18 protein-coding genes and 1 pseudogene are annotated in these 21,505 nt (G+C 59.3%); 11 read left to right on the top strand and 8 right to left on the bottom strand.

Annotated features, from left to right (window positions below; genetic code table 11):
- Positions 1-10: 10 nt before the first annotated feature.
- From atpA to AC1RO5_RS06230, 11 genes and pseudogenes are all read left to right on the top strand, one after another.
- A complete protein-coding gene (gene atpA, locus AC1RO5_RS06280) occupies positions 11-1,555 on the top strand; it encodes a F0F1 ATP synthase subunit alpha (protein ID WP_007934342.1) in 1,545 nt (514 codons plus the stop codon).
- Positions 1,556-1,605: 50 nt separating this feature from the next.
- On the top strand, positions 1,606-2,466 hold the full coding sequence (gene atpG, locus AC1RO5_RS06275; RefSeq protein WP_007934344.1) for a F0F1 ATP synthase subunit gamma: 861 nt from the start codon (positions 1,606-1,608) through the stop codon (positions 2,464-2,466).
- Between the two features lie 27 nt (positions 2,467-2,493).
- Positions 2,494-3,873, top strand: a complete 1,380-nt coding sequence (gene atpD / locus AC1RO5_RS06270) for a F0F1 ATP synthase subunit beta (protein ID WP_007911961.1) — start codon at positions 2,494-2,496, stop codon at positions 3,871-3,873.
- Positions 3,874-3,918: 45 nt separating this feature from the next.
- Positions 3,919-4,344 carry a F0F1 ATP synthase subunit epsilon gene (locus AC1RO5_RS06265; RefSeq protein WP_007985046.1) on the top strand — a complete coding sequence of 142 codons (426 nt, stop codon included), beginning with the start codon at positions 3,919-3,921 and terminating at the stop codon, positions 4,342-4,344.
- A gap of 116 nt (positions 4,345-4,460) precedes the next feature.
- Positions 4,461-5,828, top strand: coding sequence for a bifunctional UDP-N-acetylglucosamine diphosphorylase/glucosamine-1-phosphate N-acetyltransferase GlmU (gene glmU / locus AC1RO5_RS06260; RefSeq protein WP_493173639.1), 1,368 nt, complete (start codon positions 4,461-4,463; stop codon positions 5,826-5,828).
- A 203-nt stretch (positions 5,829-6,031) separates the two neighbouring features.
- Entirely contained in the window at positions 6,032-6,808 is a 777-nt protein-coding gene (locus AC1RO5_RS06255; RefSeq protein ID WP_007934349.1) for a DeoR/GlpR family DNA-binding transcription regulator, read from the top strand.
- Between the two features lies 1 nt (position 6,809).
- Positions 6,810-8,642 carry a glutamine--fructose-6-phosphate transaminase (isomerizing) gene (gene glmS / locus AC1RO5_RS06250; RefSeq protein WP_493173636.1) on the top strand — a complete coding sequence of 611 codons (1,833 nt, stop codon included), beginning with the start codon at positions 6,810-6,812 and terminating at the stop codon, positions 8,640-8,642.
- A gap of 82 nt (positions 8,643-8,724) precedes the next feature.
- Complete coding sequence (locus AC1RO5_RS06245; protein ID WP_493173634.1) at positions 8,725-9,627, top strand: LysR family transcriptional regulator; 903 nt, start codon at positions 8,725-8,727, stop codon at positions 9,625-9,627.
- A 131-nt stretch (positions 9,628-9,758) separates the two neighbouring features.
- Positions 9,759-10,385 carry a glutathione S-transferase family protein gene (locus AC1RO5_RS06240; RefSeq protein ID WP_493173632.1) on the top strand — a complete coding sequence of 209 codons (627 nt, stop codon included), beginning with the start codon at positions 9,759-9,761 and terminating at the stop codon, positions 10,383-10,385.
- 63 nt (positions 10,386-10,448) lie between these two features.
- A pseudogene (locus AC1RO5_RS06235) lies at positions 10,449-11,396 on the top strand (FAD-binding oxidoreductase); the annotation flags it as partial.
- Positions 11,397-11,779: 383 nt separating this feature from the next.
- Positions 11,780-12,157, top strand: coding sequence for a DUF6124 family protein (locus tag AC1RO5_RS06230; protein ID WP_493173630.1), 378 nt, complete (start codon positions 11,780-11,782; stop codon positions 12,155-12,157).
- Positions 12,158-12,309: 152 nt separating this feature from the next.
- On the opposite strand, the gene AC1RO5_RS06225 is transcribed toward AC1RO5_RS06230, so the two are convergent.
- Genes AC1RO5_RS06225 through AC1RO5_RS06190 form a run of 8 tightly spaced genes read right to left on the bottom strand, consistent with a single transcriptional unit; the run spans position 12,310 to position 21,319 of the window.
- Complete coding sequence (locus AC1RO5_RS06225; protein ID WP_493173628.1) at positions 12,310-13,440, bottom strand: glycosyltransferase family 4 protein; 1,131 nt, start codon at positions 13,438-13,440, stop codon at positions 12,310-12,312.
- The gene (locus AC1RO5_RS06220; RefSeq protein WP_493173626.1) at positions 13,441-14,571 is read right to left on the bottom strand and encodes a glycosyltransferase family 4 protein; all 1,131 of its coding nucleotides are present in this window, start codon (positions 14,569-14,571) and stop codon (positions 13,441-13,443) included.
- Positions 14,555-15,931 carry a glycosyltransferase family 4 protein gene (locus tag AC1RO5_RS06215; RefSeq protein WP_493173624.1) on the bottom strand — a complete coding sequence of 459 codons (1,377 nt, stop codon included), beginning with the start codon at positions 15,929-15,931 and terminating at the stop codon, positions 14,555-14,557. The genes AC1RO5_RS06220 and AC1RO5_RS06215 overlap by 17 nt, the downstream gene beginning before the upstream one ends.
- Entirely contained in the window at positions 15,928-17,193 is a 1,266-nt protein-coding gene (locus AC1RO5_RS06210; RefSeq protein ID WP_493173622.1) for an ABC transporter ATP-binding protein, read from the bottom strand. Before AC1RO5_RS06210 ends, AC1RO5_RS06215 begins: the two co-directional genes overlap by 4 nt.
- Positions 17,193-17,990, bottom strand: a complete 798-nt coding sequence (locus tag AC1RO5_RS06205; RefSeq protein WP_493173620.1) for an ABC transporter permease — start codon at positions 17,988-17,990, stop codon at positions 17,193-17,195. The genes AC1RO5_RS06210 and AC1RO5_RS06205 overlap by 1 nt, the downstream gene beginning before the upstream one ends.
- Positions 17,991-19,433 (bottom strand): mannose-1-phosphate guanylyltransferase/mannose-6-phosphate isomerase, encoded by a 1,443-nt coding sequence (locus AC1RO5_RS06200; protein WP_493173618.1) that lies wholly within the window; start codon positions 19,431-19,433, stop codon positions 17,991-17,993.
- Positions 19,434-19,436: 3 nt separating this feature from the next.
- Positions 19,437-20,408, bottom strand: a complete 972-nt coding sequence (gene gmd, locus AC1RO5_RS06195; RefSeq protein ID WP_493173616.1) for a GDP-mannose 4,6-dehydratase — start codon at positions 20,406-20,408, stop codon at positions 19,437-19,439.
- Positions 20,405-21,319, bottom strand: coding sequence for a GDP-mannose 4,6-dehydratase (locus AC1RO5_RS06190; RefSeq protein WP_493173614.1), 915 nt, complete (start codon positions 21,317-21,319; stop codon positions 20,405-20,407). Before AC1RO5_RS06190 ends, gmd begins: the two co-directional genes overlap by 4 nt.
- Positions 21,320-21,505: the final 186 nt, after the last annotated feature.

Genomic DNA, 21,505 nt, shown 5'->3' with positions numbered 1-21,505 from the left:
CAGCAGAGCAATGCAGCAACTCAATCCTTCCGAAATAAGTGAAATTATCAAGGGCCGCATCGACAAGCTCGATGTGACCTCCCAAGCCCGTAACGAAGGCACTGTCGTCAGCGTATCTGACGGTATCGTGCGGATTCACGGTCTGGCCGACGTAATGTACGGCGAGATGATCGAGTTTCCGGGCGGCGTCTTCGGTATGGCCCTCAACCTGGAGCAAGACTCCGTAGGTGCCGTTGTATTGGGCGCATACCAGTCTTTGGCTGAAGGCATGAGCGCCAAGTGCACTGGCCGCATCCTCGAAGTTCCGGTTGGTAAGGAACTGCTGGGTCGCGTAGTCGACGCACTGGGTAACCCTGTTGACGGCAAAGGTCCACTGGGCAACACCGAGACCGACGCGGTCGAGAAAGTTGCTCCAGGCGTGATCTGGCGTAAGTCGGTAGACCAGCCTGTACAGACTGGCTACAAGGCTGTCGATGCCATGATCCCTGTCGGCCGTGGCCAGCGTGAGCTGATCATCGGTGACCGTCAGATCGGTAAAACCGCTCTGGCGATCGACGCGATCATCAACCAGAAAGACAGCGGCATTTTCTGCGTCTACGTAGCAATCGGTCAGAAGCAATCGACCATCGCCAACGTTGTTCGCAAGCTGGAAGAAAACGGCGCCCTGGCCAACACGATCATCGTGGCTGCCAGTGCTTCGGAATCTCCTGCGCTGCAGTTCCTGGCACCGTACTCCGGTTGCACCATGGGTGAATTCTTCCGCGACCGCGGTGAAGACGCGCTGATCGTTTATGACGATCTGTCCAAGCAAGCAGTGGCTTACCGCCAGATTTCCCTGCTGCTGCGCCGTCCACCAGGCCGTGAAGCTTACCCAGGCGACGTGTTCTATCTCCACTCCCGTCTGCTGGAGCGCGCATCCCGCGTTTCGGAAGAATACGTAGAGAAGTTCACCAACGGCGCAGTGACCGGCAAAACCGGTTCCCTGACCGCACTGCCGATCATCGAAACCCAGGCTGGCGACGTTTCCGCGTTCGTTCCGACCAACGTGATTTCCATCACCGACGGTCAGATCTTCCTGGAATCGGCCATGTTCAACTCGGGCATCCGTCCTGCAGTGAACGCCGGTGTTTCGGTATCCCGTGTGGGTGGTGCCGCTCAGACCAAGATCATCAAGAAGCTGTCCGGTGGTATCCGTACCGCTCTGGCTCAGTACCGTGAACTGGCGGCATTCGCCCAGTTCGCTTCTGACCTGGACGAAGCGACCCGTAAGCAACTTGAGCATGGTCAGCGCGTTACCGAGCTGATGAAGCAGAAGCAATACGCACCAATGTCGATCGCTGACATGGCGCTGTCGCTGTATGCCGCTGAGCGTGGGTTCCTGACTGACGTTGAAATCGCCAAGATCGGCAGCTTCGAACAAGCGCTGATTGCTTTCTTCAACCGCGATCACGCCGACTTGATGGCGAAGATCAACGTGAAAGGTGACTTCAATGACGAAATCGACGCTGGCATGAAAGCCGGTATCGAGAAGTTCAAGGCCACCCAAACCTGGTAAGCCGCAGCGGGAGCCGCAAGGCTCCCGCTTGCTAACCTGATAGGTGTTACATGGCAGGCGCAAAAGAGATTCGCAGTAAGATTGCGAGCATCAAAAGCACGCAAAAGATTACCAGCGCCATGGAAAAAGTGGCGGTCAGCAAAATGCGCAAGGCACAAATGCGCATGGCTGCTAGCCGTCCTTATGCGGAGCGCATCCGCCAGGTTATTGGCCATCTGGCCAACGCTAACCCGGAATATCGCCACCCGTTCATGATCGACCGTGAAGTAAAGCGCGTTGGTTATGTCGTAGTGAGCAGTGACCGTGGTCTGTGTGGTGGCTTGAACACCAACCTGTTCAAGGCCCTGGTCAAGGACATGGCGGTAAACCGCGAAAACGGCGTCGAGATTGATCTGTGTGTCGTTGGTAGCAAGGGTGCGGCCTTTTTCCGCAACTTCGGCGGTAACGTCGTTGCAGCTATCAGCCACCTGGGTGAAGAGCCGTCGATCAATGATTTGATTGGCAGCGTCAAGGTGATGCTGGATGCCTATCTGGACGGCCGTATTGACCGCCTGTCCGTGGTGTCCAACAAGTTCATCAACACCATGACGCAACAGCCTACCGTGGAGCAGTTGATTCCACTGGTGGCAACCCCGGATCAAGAACTCAAGCACCACTGGGACTATCTCTACGAACCGGACGCCAAAGAGCTGCTTGACGGCTTGATGGTCCGTTACGTGGAGTCGCAGGTCTACCAGGCGGTGGTCGAGAACAACGCGGCTGAACAAGCTGCGCGGATGATCGCGATGAAGAACGCTACCGACAACGCCGGTGATTTGATCAGCGATTTGCAGCTGGTCTACAACAAGGCGCGTCAGGCTGCGATCACCCAAGAGATCTCGGAAATCGTCGGCGGCGCTGCCGCGGTTTAACGGTTCAAATATTCAGAGGATCCAGCTATGAGTAGCGGACGTATCGTTCAAATCATCGGCGCCGTTATCGACGTGGAATTTCCACGCGACAGCGTACCGAGCATCTACAACGCGCTGAAAGTAGTGAGCGCGGCTGAAACCACTCTGGAAGTTCAGCAACAGCTGGGCGACGGCGTGGTTCGCACCATTGCGATGGGTTCCACAGAGGGCCTGAAACGCGGTCTGGAAGTTACCGATTCTGGCGCAGCCATCTCCGTACCGGTCGGTAAAGCGACCCTGGGCCGGATCATGGACGTCCTCGGTAACCCGATCGACGAAGCTGGTCCGATCGACACCGAAGAGCGTTGGGGCATTCACCGCCCAGCACCTTCGTTCGCTGAACAGGCAGGCGGCAACGACCTGCTGGAAACCGGCATCAAGGTTATCGACCTGGTTTGCCCGTTTGCCAAAGGCGGTAAAGTCGGTCTGTTCGGTGGTGCCGGTGTAGGCAAGACCGTAAACATGATGGAACTGATCCGTAACATCGCCATCGAGCACAGCGGTTATTCCGTGTTCGCCGGTGTGGGTGAGCGTACTCGTGAGGGTAACGACTTCTACCACGAGATGAAGGATTCCAACGTTCTGGACAAAGTGGCACTGGTTTACGGTCAGATGAACGAGCCGCCGGGTAACCGTCTGCGCGTAGCACTGACCGGCCTGACCATGGCCGAGAAGTTCCGTGACGAAGGTAACGACGTTCTGCTGTTCGTCGACAACATCTACCGTTACACCCTGGCCGGTACTGAAGTATCCGCACTGCTGGGCCGTATGCCTTCGGCAGTAGGTTACCAGCCGACCCTGGCTGAAGAGATGGGCGTTCTGCAAGAACGTATCACTTCGACCAAGGAAGGTTCGATTACTTCGATCCAAGCGGTATACGTACCTGCGGATGACTTGACCGACCCGTCGCCAGCGACCACCTTCGCCCACTTGGATGCTACCGTCGTTCTGTCCCGTGACATCGCTTCCCTGGGTATCTACCCAGCGGTCGATCCACTCGACTCGACTTCGCGCCAGCTGGACCCGAACGTAATCGGCCAGGACCACTACGACACCGCTCGCGGCGTCCAGTACGTTCTGCAGCGTTACAAAGAACTGAAGGACATCATTGCGATCCTGGGTATGGACGAGCTGTCGGAAGCCGACAAGCAGTTGGTAAACCGTGCTCGTAAGATCCAGCGCTTCTTGTCGCAGCCGTTCTTCGTGGCTGAAGTCTTCACCGGTGCATCGGGTAAATACGTTTCCCTGAAAGACACCATTGCTGGCTTCAAAGGCATCCTCAACGGTGACTACGACCACCTGCCAGAACAAGCGTTCTACATGGTTGGCGGCATCGAAGAAGCGATCGAGAAAGCCAAGAAACTGTAATCCCGGCGCCCGGCAACGGGCGCTAATTTAGGTTGAGGCAATCAGATGGCTATGACAGTCCATTGCGATATCGTCAGCGCGGAAGGAGAAATCTTTTCCGGTCTGGTCGAGATGGTGATTGCGCACGGTGCACTGGGTGATCTTGGTATCGCCCTGGGTCACGCGCCGCTGATCACTAATCTGAAGCCAGGTCCGATCCGCCTGGTCAAGCAGGGCGGGGAAGAGGAGGTGTATTACATCTCCGGTGGTTTCCTCGAGGTTCAGCCGAACATGGTCAAGGTTCTTGCCGACACCGTGCAACGCGCTGCCGACCTGGACGAAGCCGCAGCTCTGGAAGCCGTTAAGGCTGCCGAGAAAGCCTTGCATGAGCGAGGCGCGGAATTCGATTACGGTTCTGCTGCCGCACGTCTGGCCGAGGCTGCAGCTCAGCTGCGCACCGTCCAGCAGATCCGCAAGAAGTTCGGCCACTAATCGGCCATCGACTTGTTGCGCGATTGATTAAAAAGGGTAGCCTCGGCTACCCTTTTTCTTTTCCGTTTTTTATCACCTGGTCGCAGTTGCTGACCACCCAGGATTGGTAGCCAGTCATGTCCCTTGAAATCGTTATCCTCGCTGCCGGCCAAGGCACTCGCATGCGTTCGGCCTTGCCTAAAGTCCTGCATCCGATTGCCGGTAACTCAATGCTCGGCCATGTTATCCACAGCGCCCGGCAACTTGATCCACAGCGCATCCACGTGGTGATCGGCCATGGTGCCGAAGCGGTGCGCGAGCGTCTGGCCGCCGATGACCTGAATTTCGTCCTGCAGGACCAACAGCTGGGTACCGGTCATGCGGTGGCCCAGGCTGTGCCATTCATCGAGTCCGACACCGTGCTGATTCTCTACGGTGACGTGCCGTTGATCGAAGTCGAAACCCTGCAACGTCTGCTCAAGCAGGCTGCTCCGCAGCAATTGGGTCTGCTGACTGTCGAGCTGGATGACCCGACTGGCTACGGCCGCATTGTCCGTGATGCCGCCGGCAAAGTGACTGCCATCGTTGAGCAGAAAGATGCCAACGCGGTTGAGCGTGCGATCACCGAAGGCAATACCGGCATTTTGGCGGTGCCTTCCCAGCGTTTGGGCGATTGGCTGAGCCGCCTCTCCAACAATAACGCCCAGGGCGAGTACTACCTGACTGACGTGATCGCCATGGCGGTCAGCGATGGTCTGGTGGTGGCCACCGAACAACCCCATGACGCCATGGAAGTGCAGGGCGCCAACGATCGCAAACAACTGGCCGAGCTTGAGCGTCATTATCAACTGCGCGCCGCTCGCCGTTTGATGGCTCAAGGCGTGACCCTGCGCGACCCGGCACGTTTCGATGTGCGCGGTGAGGTTACCGTTGGTCGCGATATCCTGATCGACATCAACGTGATCCTCGAGGGCAAAGTGGTCATTGAGGACGACGTGGTGATCGGCCCGAACTGCGTGATCAAGGACAGCACCCTGCGCAAAGGCGTGGTGATCAAGGCCAACAGTCATATCGAAGGCGCGATTCTCGGCGAAGGCAGCGATGCCGGCCCATTCGCTCGTTTGCGTCCCGGCACCGTGCTGGAAGCCCGCGCGCATGTGGGTAACTTCGTTGAATTGAAGAACGCTCACATGGGCGAAGGCGCCAAGGCCGGTCACTTGACGTACCTGGGCGACGCCGAGATCGGTGCGCGCACCAACATTGGCGCGGGCACCATCACCTGCAACTACGACGGTGCCAACAAGTGGAAAACCGTGCTGGGTGAAGATGTGTTCATCGGTTCCAACAACTCGTTGGTGGCGCCTGTGGATATCTCCTCCGGTGCGACCACGGCGGCCGGTTCGACCATTACCCAGAATGTGGATAACGCTCAGTTGGCCGTAGGCCGGGCTCGACAGAAGAACATCGACGGCTGGAAGCGGCCGGAAAAGATCAAGAAGAGTTAAGTTATCCACAGCGCATGATGTAGCGCCTATGAGATTGCTTTCGCGGGCAAGCCTCGCTCCTACGGACGGTGATATCCCGTAGGAGCGAGGCTTGCCCGCGAAGCTTTTATCCACAGGTCTTTTTTGTCATATCCCGCTTGACGAAGTTTCGCTGATAGGTTTTGATTGCTTACGTTATCTTTCGAATCGAAACTTACCAAGTCATGTCGAAGCGCAACACGCCCCAACGCCGCCACAATATCCTTGCCTTGCTCAATGAGCAGGGTGAAGTCAGTGTGGACGAACTGGCCAAACGCTTCGAAACCTCGGAAGTTACGATTCGCAAGGATCTGGCGGCGCTCGAAAGCAATGGTCTGTTGCTGCGTCGTTATGGCGGGGCGGTCACCATGCCGCAGGAACTGGTCGCCGACATCGGCCAACCGGTTTCCAAATACAAGCAGGCCATTGCACGCGCCGCGGTCACGCGGATTCGCGAGCATGCGCGCATCATCATCGACAGTGGCAGTACCACCGCCGCGATGATCCCGGAACTCGGCCAGCAACCGGGCCTGGTGGTGATGACCAACTCCCTGCATGTCGCCAACGCGTTGACTGAACTCGAGCACGAACCGGTGCTGTTGATGACCGGTGGTACCTGGGATCCGCATTCCGAATCCTTCCAGGGTCAGGTGGCAGAGCAGGTACTACGCTCATATGACTTCGATCAGTTATTTATCGGTGCCGATGGCATCGATCTGGTGCGCGGGACCACCACCTTCAATGAATTGCTGGGCTTGAGCCGTGTCATGGCCGAAGTTGCCCGCGAAGTGATCGTGATGGTCGAGGCCGACAAGATCGGCCGCAAGATCCCCAATCTGGAGCTGCCTTGGAGCAGCGTCCATACCCTTATTACCGATGATCGCCTGCCGCTTGAGGCCCGCGATCAGATTCAGGCCCGCGGCATCAATGTGATTTGCGCCGCTGTCAGTCAGGAGAAATAGCATGTGTGGAATTGTTGGTGCAGTCGCAGAACGGAACATTACCGCCATCCTGCTCGAAGGCCTCAAGCGTCTGGAATACCGTGGTTATGACAGCGCCGGCGTGGCGGTGTACACCAACGATGACGAGCTCTTGCGCCTGCGTCGGCCGGGCAAGGTCAGCGAACTGGAACAGGCGCTGATCGAAGAGCCTCTGGTCGGTCGTCTGGGCATTGCCCATACCCGTTGGGCGACCCATGGCGCGCCATGTGAACGCAACGCTCACCCGCATTTTTCGGGCGATCTGGCGGTGGTGCACAACGGCATCATCGAGAACCACGAAGCCCTGCGCGAGCAACTCAAGGCCCTGGGCCATGTGTTCACATCGGACACGGACACTGAAGTCATCGCGCATCTGCTCAACGAAAAGCTCAATGAGCATCCCGACCTGACCGCGGCCCTGAAAGCGACCGTCAAAGAACTGCACGGTGCATACGGTCTGGCAGTGATCAGCGCTCGGCAACCGGATCGTCTTGTAGCGGCCCGCAGCGGCAGCCCATTGGTGATCGGTCTGGGCCTGGGTGAAAACTTTCTTGCCTCCGACCAGTTGGCCTTGCGTCAGGTCACCGACCGCTTCATGTACCTGGAAGAAGGCGATATCGCCGAAATTCGCCGCGACAGCGTGCAGATCTGGGACATCAACGGCGCGCTCGTCGAGCGTGAAAGCGTTCAGTACCGTGACGGTGCCGAAGCCGCTGACAAAGGTGAATTCCGGCATTACATGCTCAAGGAAATTCACGAGCAACCGGCCGTGGTGCAACGCACCCTTGAAGGTCGCCTGAGTCAGAATCAGGTGCTGGTCCAGGCGTTTGGTCCACAAGCGGCCGAGCTGTTCGCCAAGGTGCGTAATGTACAGATCGTTGCCTGCGGCACCAGCTATCACGCCGGTATGGTTGCCCGTTACTGGCTCGAAGAACTGGCCGGCATCCCGTGTCAGGTCGAAGTCGCCAGCGAGTTCCGCTACCGCAAAGTGGTGGTGCAGCCCGATACCCTGTTCGTGAGCATCTCCCAGTCAGGTGAAACCGCCGACACGTTGGCTGCGCTGCGCAACGCCAAGGAACTGGGTTTCCTTTCCAGCCTGGCAATCTGCAACGTCGGCATCAGCTCCCTGGTACGTGAATCGGACCTGACGCTGCTGACCCAGGCCGGTCGCGAAATCGGCGTGGCCTCGACCAAAGCCTTCACCACTCAATTGGTGGGCCTGCTGTTGCTGACCCTGTCCCTGGGTCAGGTTCGAGGCACGTTGGCCGAAGGCGTGGAAGCCACGCTGGTCGAAGAGCTGCGTCGCCTGCCGACCCGTTTGGGCGAAGCCCTGGCCATGGACAGCACTGTGGAAAAAATCGCCGAGCTGTTCGCCGAGAAGAACCACACGCTGTTCCTCGGTCGCGGCGCGCAATTCCCGGTGGCGATGGAAGGGGCGCTCAAGCTCAAGGAAATCTCCTACATCCACGCCGAAGCCTACCCGGCGGGCGAGCTGAAACATGGCCCGCTGGCGCTTGTGGATAACGACATGCCAGTGGTCACCGTGGCACCGAACAACGAGTTGCTGGAGAAGTTGAAGTCCAACCTCCAGGAAGTCCGCGCCCGCGGCGGTGAACTGATCGTCTTCGCCGACGAGCAGGCCGGCATGACCAACGGTGAAGGCACTCATGTTGTGCACATGCCGCACATCCACGACATCCTGTCGCCGATCCTCTACACCATTCCGTTGCAGTTGTTGTCGTACTACGTGGCGGTGTTGAAAGGCACTGACGTTGACCAGCCGCGGAACCTGGCGAAGTCGGTGACGGTGGAATAAGTTATCCACAGGTGATCAAAACAATAAAAATCGCAGCCTACTACGGTTGCGATTTTTTTTATCTGAATGAAGGACATGCCCGATGGACCGATTCCAGGAAATGCAGGTCTTCGCCGCTGTCGCCCAGGAACAAGGTTTCTCGGCGGCGGCGCGGCGTTTGGGGATGTCGGCGGCCAGCGTCACCCGGGCAGTGGCGGCGCTTGAGCAGCGCATTGGCACTCAATTGCTGACGCGCACCACTCGCAGCGTGCATTTGAGCGAGGCGGGTCAGCGTTATCTGGAGGACTGTCGGAGAATTCTCGCCGAGGTGCAGGAAGCCGAGGATTCGGCCGCCGGGAGCCATGCCCAACCCCGTGGGCAACTGACGATCACGGCGCCGGTGTTGTTCGGCGATTTGTTTGTCACGCCGCTCATGGTCGGTTACCTGACTCAATTCCCTGAAGTCAGCATCAACGCTGTACTGGTCGACCGGGTGGTGAGCATGGTCGAGGAGGGCATCGATGTGGCCGTGCGCATCGGTGAGTTGCCTGACAGCAATCAGCATGCAATTGGAGTGGGCGAAGTGCGGCGGGTGATCTGCGCTTCCCCCGGTTTCCTGACTGACTATGGTCGGCCTCGGCATCCTGCAGATTTGAGCCGCGCCCCGATCATCGCCACCTCGTCGATTGGGCAGCCCAGAAGCTGGCCGTTCCTTGAAGCGGGAGAGCCGATCAGCGTTCGTCCGGAACCGCGTCTTGTGGTCTCCGCCAATCAAGCGGCGATCACTGCTGCCGCCATGGGACTGGGGTTGACCCGAGTCCTGTCGTACCAAGTGGCGAGCAAGATCGCCGCCGGTGAGCTGGAAATCGTTCTGGCTGACTTCGAACTGCCGCCATTGCCCATTCATGTGGTCTACCAGGGTGGGCGCAAGGCCCCGACGCGGGTTCGCAGTTTTGTGGACTTTGCGGTGAAGGTGCTGCGTGAACACCCAGCCCTGCACGGCTGAGGGGTTATTGCGCTGGATGAAATAATGGATTGCGTTTACTGGTTATTCTGTTGCTTTGGTTGCAGATGGAAGATAGCCCTCCATCGGCGCTGATCTTTCCTGAGCGGCGCCACCACCCAGCGGAGTCGACCATGCAAGCCATCAAACTCTACAACTTCCCACGTTCCGGCCATGCTCACCGTGTAGAGCTGATGCTGTCGTTATTGCAACTGCCGACCGAGCTGATCTTCGTCGATCTGGCCAAGGGCGCACATAAACAAGCGGATTTTCTTGCGCTCAACCCGTTTGGTCAGGTTCCGGTGATTGACGATCAAGGCATGGTGCTGGCCGACTCCAACGCAATCCTGGTCTACCTTGCGCAGAAATATGGCAACGGTCGCTGGCTGCCAACCGATCCGGTCGGTGCAGCCAAGGTTCAGCGCTGGTTGTCGGTCGCCGCCGGGCCGATTGCCTTTGGCCCTGGCAGGGCAAGGCTGATCACTGTATTCGGTGCGCCTTACAACGCTGAAGAGGTGATCGCCTATTCCCACACCTGGCTCAAAGTGATCGATCAGGAACTGGGCGAAACGGCCTACCTGGCTGCAAATGAGCCGACCATCGCTGACATCGCCGCATACAGCTACATCGCCCATGCTCCGGAAGGCAATGTGTCGCTGGACGACTACGCCAACATCCGGGCCTGGCTGGCGCGCGTTGAAGCCTTGCCAGGGTTTGTCGGCATGCCGCGCACCGTCGCCGGTTTGCAAAAAACTGCCTGATGTTCACGGCCCTATTCAGTCGGGCCGTTCTTATTGCGCAATGAGCGCAGGGGAGAAGACGTTATGGAACGTTCACCTTGGCACGCAGGCGAGAAACAGTTGCAGGCTCATGTGGATGTCGCCGAGCGAATGGACGCATTGGGTCGTCGGGTGATTCGCGGCGAGATGCCGGATCAGCACCGCACGTTCTATCAGCAACTGCCGTTCATGCTGTACGGTGCGGTGGATGCTGACGGCAACCCTTGGGCGAGCATTCTTGAAGGGGCGCCGGGCTTTGCGAAGTCCCCCGAGCCCGAGCTGTTGCAGCTCGGTAGCCTGCCCGGACGCGACGACCCTGCACAGCTGCAAGACGGGGCGGCGATCGGTCTGCTCGGTATCGAGCTGCACACCCGACGGCGCAACCGTCTCAATGGTCGAGTCGGCGCTGTAACGGCAAGCGGCTTCGAGGTGACGGTGGAGCAATCCTTCGGCAATTGCCCGAAATACATTCAATTGCGCCAGTTTCGCTCGGTGCCATTGGCGGATCCGGCGACCCGTATCGCGCAGCATCTCAATGGGCTGGATGACGCGGCCAAAGCCATGATCGCCAGCGCCGATACCTTCTTTGTTGCCAGTTATGTGGACGTCGATGGCCAGCGCTCAGTGGACGTTTCTCATCGGGGTGGCCAGGCCGGTTTCGTCCGGGTAGAGGGCAATCGCCTGACCATCCCAGACTTCGCCGGCAACCTGTTCTTCAATACCTTGGGCAACCTGCTGATCAACCCACGAGCCGGTTTGCTGTTCATCGATTTTGAGTCGGGCGATTTGCTGCACCTCAGCGGTCGCACGCAAGTCATCCTCGAAGGCCCGCAGGTCGAAGCCTTTCAAGGGGCCGAGCGGCTGTGGACATTCGAGGTGGAGCACGTGGTGCGGCGGCCCGCGGCATTGGCCCTGCGCTGGCGCTTTGACGGCGTTTCACCCACCAGTTTGCTGACCGGCACCTGGGCGCAGGCCAACGCACGTCTGCAAGCTTAGGCCCCAAAAGATCGCAGCCTCCGGCAGTTCCTACAGGGTGCAAACAAATCCTGCGTAGGCGCTGCCGAAGGCTGCGATCTTTTGATCTTCAGGCAGTCCTACAGACGATGATTTTGGGGGATGTTTCCGACAGGTTTTGACGGTTGTCGGGTGGGAAGTGGAGTGGATAGGCTCTGGGGGTCGCTGCAAATTCAGTGATCGGGTTTGGTCGCCCAGGTTTAGAATGGCGCACTTTTGTGCTTGCTTCATGGCGAGCTGTGCGTGGGAGGGCTTAGGCCCTGCCGGGTTCCATTCCCTGGTCGACCAACCCGCGTACGGTTCGCCACCCTTCTGCTTGGTCGCAGTGTTGGCGAACTCCAGTTCTCGAATGGAGTTTCACCATGTTCAAAGCCACACCGAATCCCCCCGAAACCGACGACGTTTCCCCCTACGAATCCCTCGATTCAAAAAAACTCAACGAAGCCGCCGAGCGCGCGCTCGACCACTACCTCAACCCCTCCGCCCTCAAAGCACCGGTTGCCCGCAAGCCGAGCACGATGTTTATGGTTGCGCCGGATATCAAAGACGAAGACCTGTTGGCCCATACCTGTGAATCGTTGGCCCAGGCCAGTGTGATGGCGAGTGATTTTGCGGGGTATCTGGAAGGGCCGCATCGGCACACGGCGATGGCGATTCAGCAGATCGTCATGCTGGCGGAACTGGCGGTGAACCGGATGCTGGATAACGTTGCCATCCCGAAACCTGCGCCACACAGCTGATCCAATGGGGAAGTGGCTTTTGTGGCGAGGGAGCTTGCTCCCGCTTGAGTGCGCAGCACTCACACATTCGGCAATAGTTGCCAGAATCTTGGGGCCGCTACGCAGCCCAGCGGGAGCAAGCTCCCTCGCCACAAAAGCCCGGTTCCGCAGGTTTAGGCGTAGGACAGGGATTTCTCTTCCAGCAGATCCTGATACAACTGCGTCCACTTGTGGCCCATTTCGTCAGCCGTGAACAACTGCCGATAACGGGCTTCCGCTTTAACCCCCATTTGCGCCGCAAGCGTCGGGTTTTCCCACAGGGTGCGCATGGCTTCACGAAATGCCTGTGGATGACTCGGCGGCACCACCAGCCCGGTTTCGTTGTGGATGTTGATGTAGCTGGTGCCGGTGCCGATTTCGCTGGAGATCATCGGTTTGCCGTACATCGCGCCTTCGAGCAGCGAGATGCCGAACGCTTCGGAGCGCAGGTGCGATGGAAACACGATGGCGTAACTCAGTTGCAGCAGCGCGACCTTGTCTTCGTCCCCCAGACGCCCGAGAAAGTGGATATTGCGTAAACCCAGCGCCGCCGCCTGGGCGTGCAGTTCGGTTTCCAGCGGCCCGGCACCGACGATGACCACCGGGTAATCCACGTCTTTCAAGGCGTCGAGCAGGATGTGCAGGCCTTTGTAATAGCGCATCACGCCCACAAACAGGAAAAACTTATCCCCAAGCGTTTGCCGCCAACGGGCCATGCGTTCGCTATCGGCCTGTGGATAACCGGCCTTGTTCAGGCCATAGGGGATGACCCGGGTCTTGTCCTGAAACTGCTGCAACACATCACTGGTGTGCAGGTAGTTGGGGGACGCGGCGACGATTCGGTCGGCGCTTGCGAGAAAGCGGTTCATCAGTGGCCGGTAAAGTTTGAGCAGGTGTTTCTGGCGAATGATGTCCGAGTGGTAGGTCACTACGCTCGGCTTGTTCATGCCGCTGAGGAAATGCACCAGGTCCATGAACGGCCACGGGAAGTGGTAATTGACCACGTCCGCCTCGGCAGCCATTTCACGAAACTGTTTGAAGACACTGTAGGAAAACCCCGTGGAGGCGAACTGAATGTCGAGTTTGGCCCGATGCACCTCGTGCTGCCCCAGTTGCACCACGGGCGGCGTCGGATCGGCACTGAGCGTCAGCACCTGGCCTTCAATGCCATGCTGGGCGCCGCTTTCGCACAACTGGAAGATCACTTGCTCGATCCCCCCGACCGAGTCTGGCAGGTACGTCTTGAAGAAATGAAGAACTCGCATTCAACCTCCCATGGCCTGGCGGTAGGCGCGGGCGGTGACCTTCGCGCAACGCTCCCAGGAAAAAATCCTTGCCTGCTGCAACCCGGCATCCGAGCATGCCTGCCAATGCGCTTGATCGTCGATCAGACGGTGCATCGCATCACGCAAGCCGTCTGGATCGTCAGGTTCAATATAGTTGCCCGCCATGCCTGCGACCTCGGGCATGGCCGAGCGTCGGGTCAGGATCACCGGCGTGCCGCTGGCCATGGCTTCCAGCACGGGTAGGCCGAAGCCTTCATAGAGCGACGGAAAAATCAGCGCCCGAGCACCGGCCAGCAGCTGTGCGACCTGCTCGTCGGGCAGATAACCGAGCAAACACACATGACCGCTGGCCAATGCCTGGTGTAGCTCCTCGTTGAATTGCTCGCGCTGCCAACCGGCCATGCCGACGATCAGCAGCGGAAAGCGCTGACGCAATGCTTCCGGCAGTTGGGCGTGGGCGCGCAGGGCCAGAGTGAGGTTCTTGCGTGGCTCCAGGGTGCCGACGCAAAGGAAGTATTCCCGCGCCTCGACCCCATGGGCCTTGAGCACTGGGTCGATGGCCTCGGGTGCACGTGGGTGGAAACGTGCAGCCACGCCCAACGGTGCGACCACAAAACGCTCGGCCGGCAGAGCGAAATAAGCCTGAGCCTCGTCGGCGATGTATTGCGAATCGGTGAGAATAAGTCGCGCCTGTTGCACGCCCTCGGCCAGTCGCCGCTCGATTTCTCGCAGGCGTGCCGGTGGTTGCGTCTCGGGGTAGTGCAGGTGCGTCAGGTCATGCAGGGTGATGACCGTCGGGCCGTCGAACGACAGCGGCCACAGACTGGGTTCGTGATACAGGTCGATTGCCCGGGAGCGGCCCTGATCGAAACGTTTCTGCGCCAGCCAGCGTCGTGCCTGATACGCACCGGGTATCTGCCGCAGCAACGGCGTCAGTCGTGAGTAGCCCGGCATGGCCGCATCGGGTAGCGAAGAACTCCAGCCCCAGCCATGGAACAGCGACAACTCGACATCCGGTTCACTGGCCAGGGCGCTCACCAGTTCGGCAACGTAATGGCCGATGCCGGTGCGTGGGGCCTGGAGGATGCGGGCGTTAAGGGCAATTCGCATGTTGACTCTCAGGCACCGACTCCGGGCTGTTCAGGTTGCGCTCGATCCGTTGCACCAATTGCGCACTTGCCTCGCGCCAGCTCAGCCAGCGCCATTGCTCAAGGCTCAGTGGCGCCGGAAACACGCCAGAGCGTTCCGTGTCGGTCACCAGATTGGCCAGGCTCTGTGGGTCCGCCAGATCAAAATACGCCATGTAGTCGCCACCGATTTCCCGGAAGACCGGAATATCGCTGCCCATCGCCGGTAAACCGCGCTGCATGGCTTCCACCAGCGGCAGCCCGAACCCTTCGACGTAGGATGGGAACACCAGCGCGGTGGCGTGGGAGTAGGCGTGTTCAAGGCTCCTGTCCGAGAGCGTGTTGAACATGAATAAACGCTGGTTCAGCTCGGGATGTTGTCGGATACGTTCAATCAGCGCGTCACACTTCCAGCCAATCTTCCCGGCAATGCATAACCTGGCCTTGGACCCAACGGCCCAGGCGCGCTCGAAGGCGTCGAGCAGGTACGCATGGTTTTTGCGTGGCTCGATGGTGCTGACCATCAGGAACACCGGTTCCGGCGTCTTGAACATCTGCAACAAGCCTCGATCGACCTCGGATCGGGCATCGCTCAAGTCCAGTTCGGAACCGAGGTGGAAATAGTCGAACCAGCGCTGCTGGACCTGTTGCGGACCGATCCGGCGCAGCATTTCCTGACGCACCTGATCGCGGATGGTGGTGGAGATCGCCACATAACCGTCGGCCGTGCGGGCGATCCAGTCGAACCAGTCGTTGAACACCTTGACCAGCCCGGCGTCGCAAAATTGCGGGTGGGTCAGCGGGATCAGGTCATAAATCACCGAAACGATGCCGACCCCGTCACGCTTGAGTTGTTCGGCCAAGGGGAAAAAGTTGGCGTGCCAGGACGAATCGAGCAAAACCAGCTGATCGCCGGCCCGATGCTGCAACGGCACGCAGCGTTCGGGGATTTGCTTACCCTTGAGTGCCCGATCAAGCAGGCGCATCGGCAGGCTGAAGCACGCAAACGCACCAAGGCGACAACCGACATACAGCACCCGTCGGGCGAAATGCGACTGGCTGAAGGGGCGACGCCGTTCCAGTGTGCGGTGACGCAGCCAGAACGTATTGGCCCACTGTTCCAGCTTCACGCGCAGGCTCATCAGATTGAGTGTCGGTGACTTCAACGGCGCCAGGCTCTTCACCTGATAGAGGCTGCCATTGATCATTACGACCGGGATGCACTCGCGCTTTGCGTCGGCCGTGGGCAGTTGTTGAATGACGTTGCGTACGACACGTTGTATGCCTGAGTTGGCGTTTGGATGTTCGAAGACGTAGGTGCATTCCACCAATAATCGGCTCATCGGGACACTTCCGGGTCAGCTGTGTGCACACTGTTTTCGCTGGAGCGGGTGATGGTGGTCTGCGCCTCCAGCCACGAGCAGCCGACGAAGTCTTCCTGGCGATTGTTGATCACATGGAAGACCAGGCCGTAGTCGCGCCATTCGAAATTGCGATCCAGGTGCGAGTCCAGGCGCGACAGGCTCAAGGCGACCGAATAATTGCCTTTGCCCAGGCGCATGTCGAAGGCGAAGCGGAAGGTGACACGCTCACCGGCACTCAGATCGGTGACGGGTTTGTCCAGGCGATGGGTGTTGATGCCATAAATCGCCTGGCCCAGACGATCTTTGATCATGAAGCCCAGAATCAGTCGTTCGATGTCCTTACGGACTTCGGTCTGTACTTCCAGCACCATCGGCTGGCCAACCTCCGCCACTTCGACGCAGCGCCCCTGCGCGTCGAGCAGGCGCACGCTGAGAATCCCGGCCTCACCGGTACCGGAAATGGTTTGCACCTGACCGTTGGCGAGCATCTCCTGGCGCACCGTCTGGCCTTCGCGCTGGGCGAGCATGGCGTTGTAGTAGTCCATGACTTCTTCGGGTTTGCCACGCATGGCCATGCGCCCGCCTTCCAGCAGAATGGCGGTGTCGCAGATCGACTGAATGGCCGAGCGGTCATGGGAGACGATCAGCAGGGTAGTGCCGGCCTTGCGGAAGTTGCGGATGCGATCGAAGCTTTTGTGCTGGAAATAGGCGTCGCCCACCGACAGTGCTTCGTCGACGATCAGAATGTCCGGGCGCCGCGCGGTGGCGACGCTGAACGCCAGGCGCATCTGCATGCCGCTGGAATAGGTGCGCACCGGGTGATCGATGGCGTCGCCGATTTCGGCAAAGCTTTCGATTTCCGGCATCAATGCTTCGATTTCTTCTACCTGCATCCCCAGCAACTGGCCGGCCATAAAGGCGTTCTGTCGTCCGGTAAAGTCCGGGTGAAAACCCATGCCCAGTTCGAGCAACGCGGCCACTCGACCTTCCAGTTGAATCTGTCCGCAGGTTGGCTGGGTGGTGCCGGTGATCATCTTCAGCAGTGTGCTTTTGCCCGCGCCGTTGACGCCGACGATGCCTACGGCTTCACCGGGTTTGATCTCAAAATCGACACCTTGCAGGATCCAGTGCAGGTGGTGGTGGGTTCCGGAAAACGGTACCAGCCATTCGAACAGCCGGCTCCAGCGATTCGGATACTGTTTGTAGGCCTTGCCCAGGCCACTGACGCGTATATGTCCCATCAGAGCTCGTCCACCATTTCACCGACACGCTGACGGAACAGTCGCAGCGCCATGACGCAGAACAACAGCCCGATCACGATCAACGGGATCAGTGAGTTCCAGTCCGGCCATTGGTTGTAGAGGAAGACGTTCTGGTAGCTGTTCATCAGGGCGGTCATCGGGTTGAGCCCGATCAGGTGCTGGATGCCCGGCGGCAGGATCGAGATCGGATAAACGATCGGCGTCAGCCAGAACCAGAATTGCAGGCAGATGCCGAACAGCTGTCCGACATCACGAAAGAACACGTTGAGAATGCCGAGGATCATCCCCAGGCCGGCGGCGAAGATCACTTGCAGGATCAGTAGCGGCACCAGCGCCAGCAAGGCCATGCCGGGCAACCGCCCGCTGATCAGCAGAAAACCGAAGAACAACCCCAGAATGATTGCGAAGTTGATGCCGGCATTGAGCAGGGCGATCACCGGCAGGCAGATGCGCGGGAAGCTGATTTTCTTCAGCAGGTTGGCATTCTCCAGAAACATGCTCTGGCTGCGTGTGGTGATTTCCGAAAACAGGCCCCAGGTCAGCAGGCCGGCGCACAGGTAAACGCTGTAGGCCAGGCCATCGTCCACGCCCGGCAAGCGGGCGCGCATGATCTGGGAGAAGATCACCGTGTACACGACGATCATCGACAGCGGGTTGAGCACGGTCCACAGGGCGCCGAACAGTGAATTGCGATAACGCGCCTGAAACTCTCGCTTGACGCTACCGAGGATGAATCCGCGGTAATTGCGCAGCGAGCGGTACAGATTAAGTAGCATTCAAACCGTCCTGCCGTATTGGTCTTCGAAGCGGACGATATCGTCCTCCCCAAGGTATTCGCCGCTTTGCACTTCAATGATCACCAGGTCGATCACGCCGGGGTTTTCCAGGCGGTGCTTGTGCCCGGCGGCAATGAACGTCGATTCGTTCTTGGCCACCAGGTGCGTACCGGAGCCGTTGTTGGTGACCTTGGCCATGCCTTCGACCACCACCCAGTGTTCATTGCGGTGATGGTGCATCTGCAGCGACAACTTGGCGCCGGGTTTGACCACGATGCGTTTGATCTTGAAGCGCGGTCCTTCCTCGAGCACGGTATAGGTGCCCCAGGGGCGGCTGACCGTACGGTGCAGGCGATAGGCTTCGTGCTTTTCGTCCTTGAGCTGCCGGGCCACCCGGCGTACGTCCTGGGCGCGGTCGGCGTGGGCGACCAGCACTGCATCGGCGGTGTCGATGATGATCAGGTTATCCACACCCACTGCCGCGACCAGCCGGTCTTCGCTCTGGATGAAGTTGTCGTGGCTGTCGATGAAGATCGCATCGCCGCTGGCGCGATTGTTCTGTGCGTCGGCCGGCACCAATGCCGCCACGGCGCCCCAGGAACCGATGTCGCTCCAGTCGAAACCGGCCGGCACCACGACCACTTTGTCGGAGTGTTCCATCAAGGCGTAGTCGATGGAGATGTCGGTGATCTCGGCGAAATGCATGGGCGACAGTTCCTGCTGCAGGCAACCGCCGGTTTCCACCGGTGCACTGGCCGCCATGCAGGCACGCGCCTGTTCAAGCAGCCGGGGTGCATGAAGGTGCAACTCGGCCAGCAGCGTGGCCACCGAGAAGCAGAACATCCCCGAATTCCACAGGAAGTTACCGCTCTCCAGATAATGCGTGGCGGTTTGCAGGTCGGGTTTTTCGACGAAGCGCTGCACCTTGGCCGCGCCTTTATCGTCCAGCGGCGCACCGGTTTCGATGTAGCCGAAACCGGTTTCCGGGGCTGTCGGCACGACACCGAAGGTCACCAGATGACCGGTCCTGGCCAGCGCCACGGCGTGCTCGACCGCGCTCTTCAGGGCGTCTTCGTTGAGAATCAGATGGTCGGCAGGCATCACCACCATGATCGCTTCATCGCCGTGCAGGGCTTGTAGCGAAAGGGCCGCCGCCGCGATGGCCGGGGCCGTATTGCGGCCCGTCGGCTCGAGTAGAAAATGCCCGCGATGGCGCTCCAGGCGCGCATCCTGATAGTGATCCTTGCTCTGGAAGTAGTAGTCGCGGTTGGTCACCGTGACGATGTCGCCCCAGCCATCGAGCAAACCGGCCGCACGCCGATAGGTCTTGCCCAGCAGCGACTGGCCGTCGGGTAAAGCCATGAACGGCTTGGGATGACCTTCACGAGACACCGGCCACAAACGGGTCCCGGCACCGCCGGAGAGAATCACGGGAATCAGCATGGCCTACTCCTTGGCTACGCGTTTCATGTCCGCATCCATCATCATGCGGATCAAGGTGTCCAGATCGGTTTTTGGTTTCCAGCCCAGAACGCGCTGGGCCTTGGCCGGGTTGCCAAGCAGCACCTCTACCTCGGCCGGGCGGAAGAACGCCGGGTCGATCTTCACGTAGTCACGGTAGTTGAGGTCGATGTGATCGAAAGCGATCCGGCACATTTCGCGCACGGTGGTGGTCACGCCGGTGGCGACCACGAAATCGTCAGGCTTGTCCTGTTGCAGCATCAGCCACATGGCTTCGACGTAGTCGCCGGCGAACCCCCAATCACGCTTCGCGTCGATGTTGCCCAGGCGCAGTTCCTGCTGTTTGCCCTGTTTGATGCGGGCGGCAGCGTCGGTGACCTTACGGGTCACGAACTCGATACCGCGCAGCGGTGATTCGTGGTTGAACAGGATCCCGCTGCTGGCGTGCAGGTTGAAGCTTTCGCGGTAGTTGACGGTGATCCAGTGGCCATAGAGCTTGGCCACACCGTAAGGGCTGCGCGGATAAAACGGCGTGTTTTCATCCTGCTGCTCGGCCTGAATCAAGCCGAACATTTCGCTGGTGGACGCTTGATAGAAGCGGGTGTGCGGACTGAACTGGCGGATCGCTTCGAGCAGATGGGTTACGCCCAGGCCGTCGACGATGCCGGTGGTCACCGGTTGATCCCAGGAGGCGGCGACAAAGCTTTGCGCGGCCAGGTTATAGACCTCGTCCGGCGCCGACTTGATCACTGCACGCTGTACCGAGCAGGCATCGGCCATGTCGCCGTCCAGATAGACGATATCGCCCTCGATCCCCGTCTCGCGCAAACGCCAACGCGAATCGCTGCTGCGCCGCGCTACCAGGCCGTAGACTTTGTAGCCTTTGTCGAGCAACAGTTTGGCCAGATATGCGCCGTCCTGGCCGGTGATCCCTGTGATCAGTGCACTTTTTGTCATTGTTCTTTTACTCGCTTCTCCCAGTCGGACAGGATCGCCCGCAGGGATTGTTGTGTTGTGATTTCAGGCGTCCATCCAGTGGTCTGAGCGAGCCTTGCATGGCTGCCACAAACGCGACGTTGATCGGCGCGACGAAGACGCGCCGGATCCTGAATCAGTTGCATATCGACCCGGGCGAGGTCTCCCAGCTGTTCAATCAAGCTGCGAATGCTTTGCTCGCGCCCCGAGCAAATGTTGTAGACCTGCCCCGGTGTGCCTTTTTCCAGCAACGCCAGGTAGGCCGATACCACGTCGCCCACATCGAGGAAATCGCGGGTGACATCGATGTCACCGACTTCCAGTTGCGGCGCTTGCAGGCCTTGCTTGATCCGGCAGATCTGCCGCGCCGCGCTGGCGATGACGAAGCTGTCCTTCTGCCCGGTGCCGATGTGGTTGAACGGGCGGGCCACCAGCACCGGCCAGTTCTCGCTCAGGCCCCATTGCAGGCTCAGGAATTCCGCCGACAGTTTGCTCACGGCATAAGGATTGCGCGGGCCGGGTGGCTGGAGTTCGGTGATGGGCAGATCGGCTTCGTTGACCTGGCCATAGACGTCACCGGAGCTGACGTACAGGAACGTACCGTTGAAGCCGCGGGCCTTGAGGGCTTGAAGCAGGTTGAGGGTGCCCAGCAGGTTGATATTCAGCGTGCGCGCCGGATCACGGAAGGCTTCGGGGACGAAGGTCTGGCCGGCCAGATGAATGACCGCGTCGGGCATCTCGGGCCACAACCCTTCGAGGCTGTCCGGGTTGCCGAGGTCATAGCGGGAAGGGGCAGGCAGCAGCTCCCATTCCGAGACATCAGCCTTCAGACGCGATTGGATGTGTTGTCCTACGAATCCACTCAGACCCGTCACGAACAGACGCTTTCTCAAGCAGTGGTCCTCAATTCTAAACTTCTGCCATTTCCCACAGAATTGTCCGACAAAACCGGGAAACTTCTCGGAAAGTGGACAGGCGAAGTCATTGTTGTAGTTGTTTGGTCGCCAATCTGTGCCAATTGCGCAGCAATTTCAACAGGTCCCGGCGTGACTGGTCAGTTCTCGTTTTTGCAGGCCTGT

It is taken from the genome of Pseudomonas sp. GW822-FHT02G04 (assembly GCF_058802085.1).
Note: the sequence above shows the minus strand (reverse complement) of the source record. Positions and strands in the feature narration are given on the sequence as shown.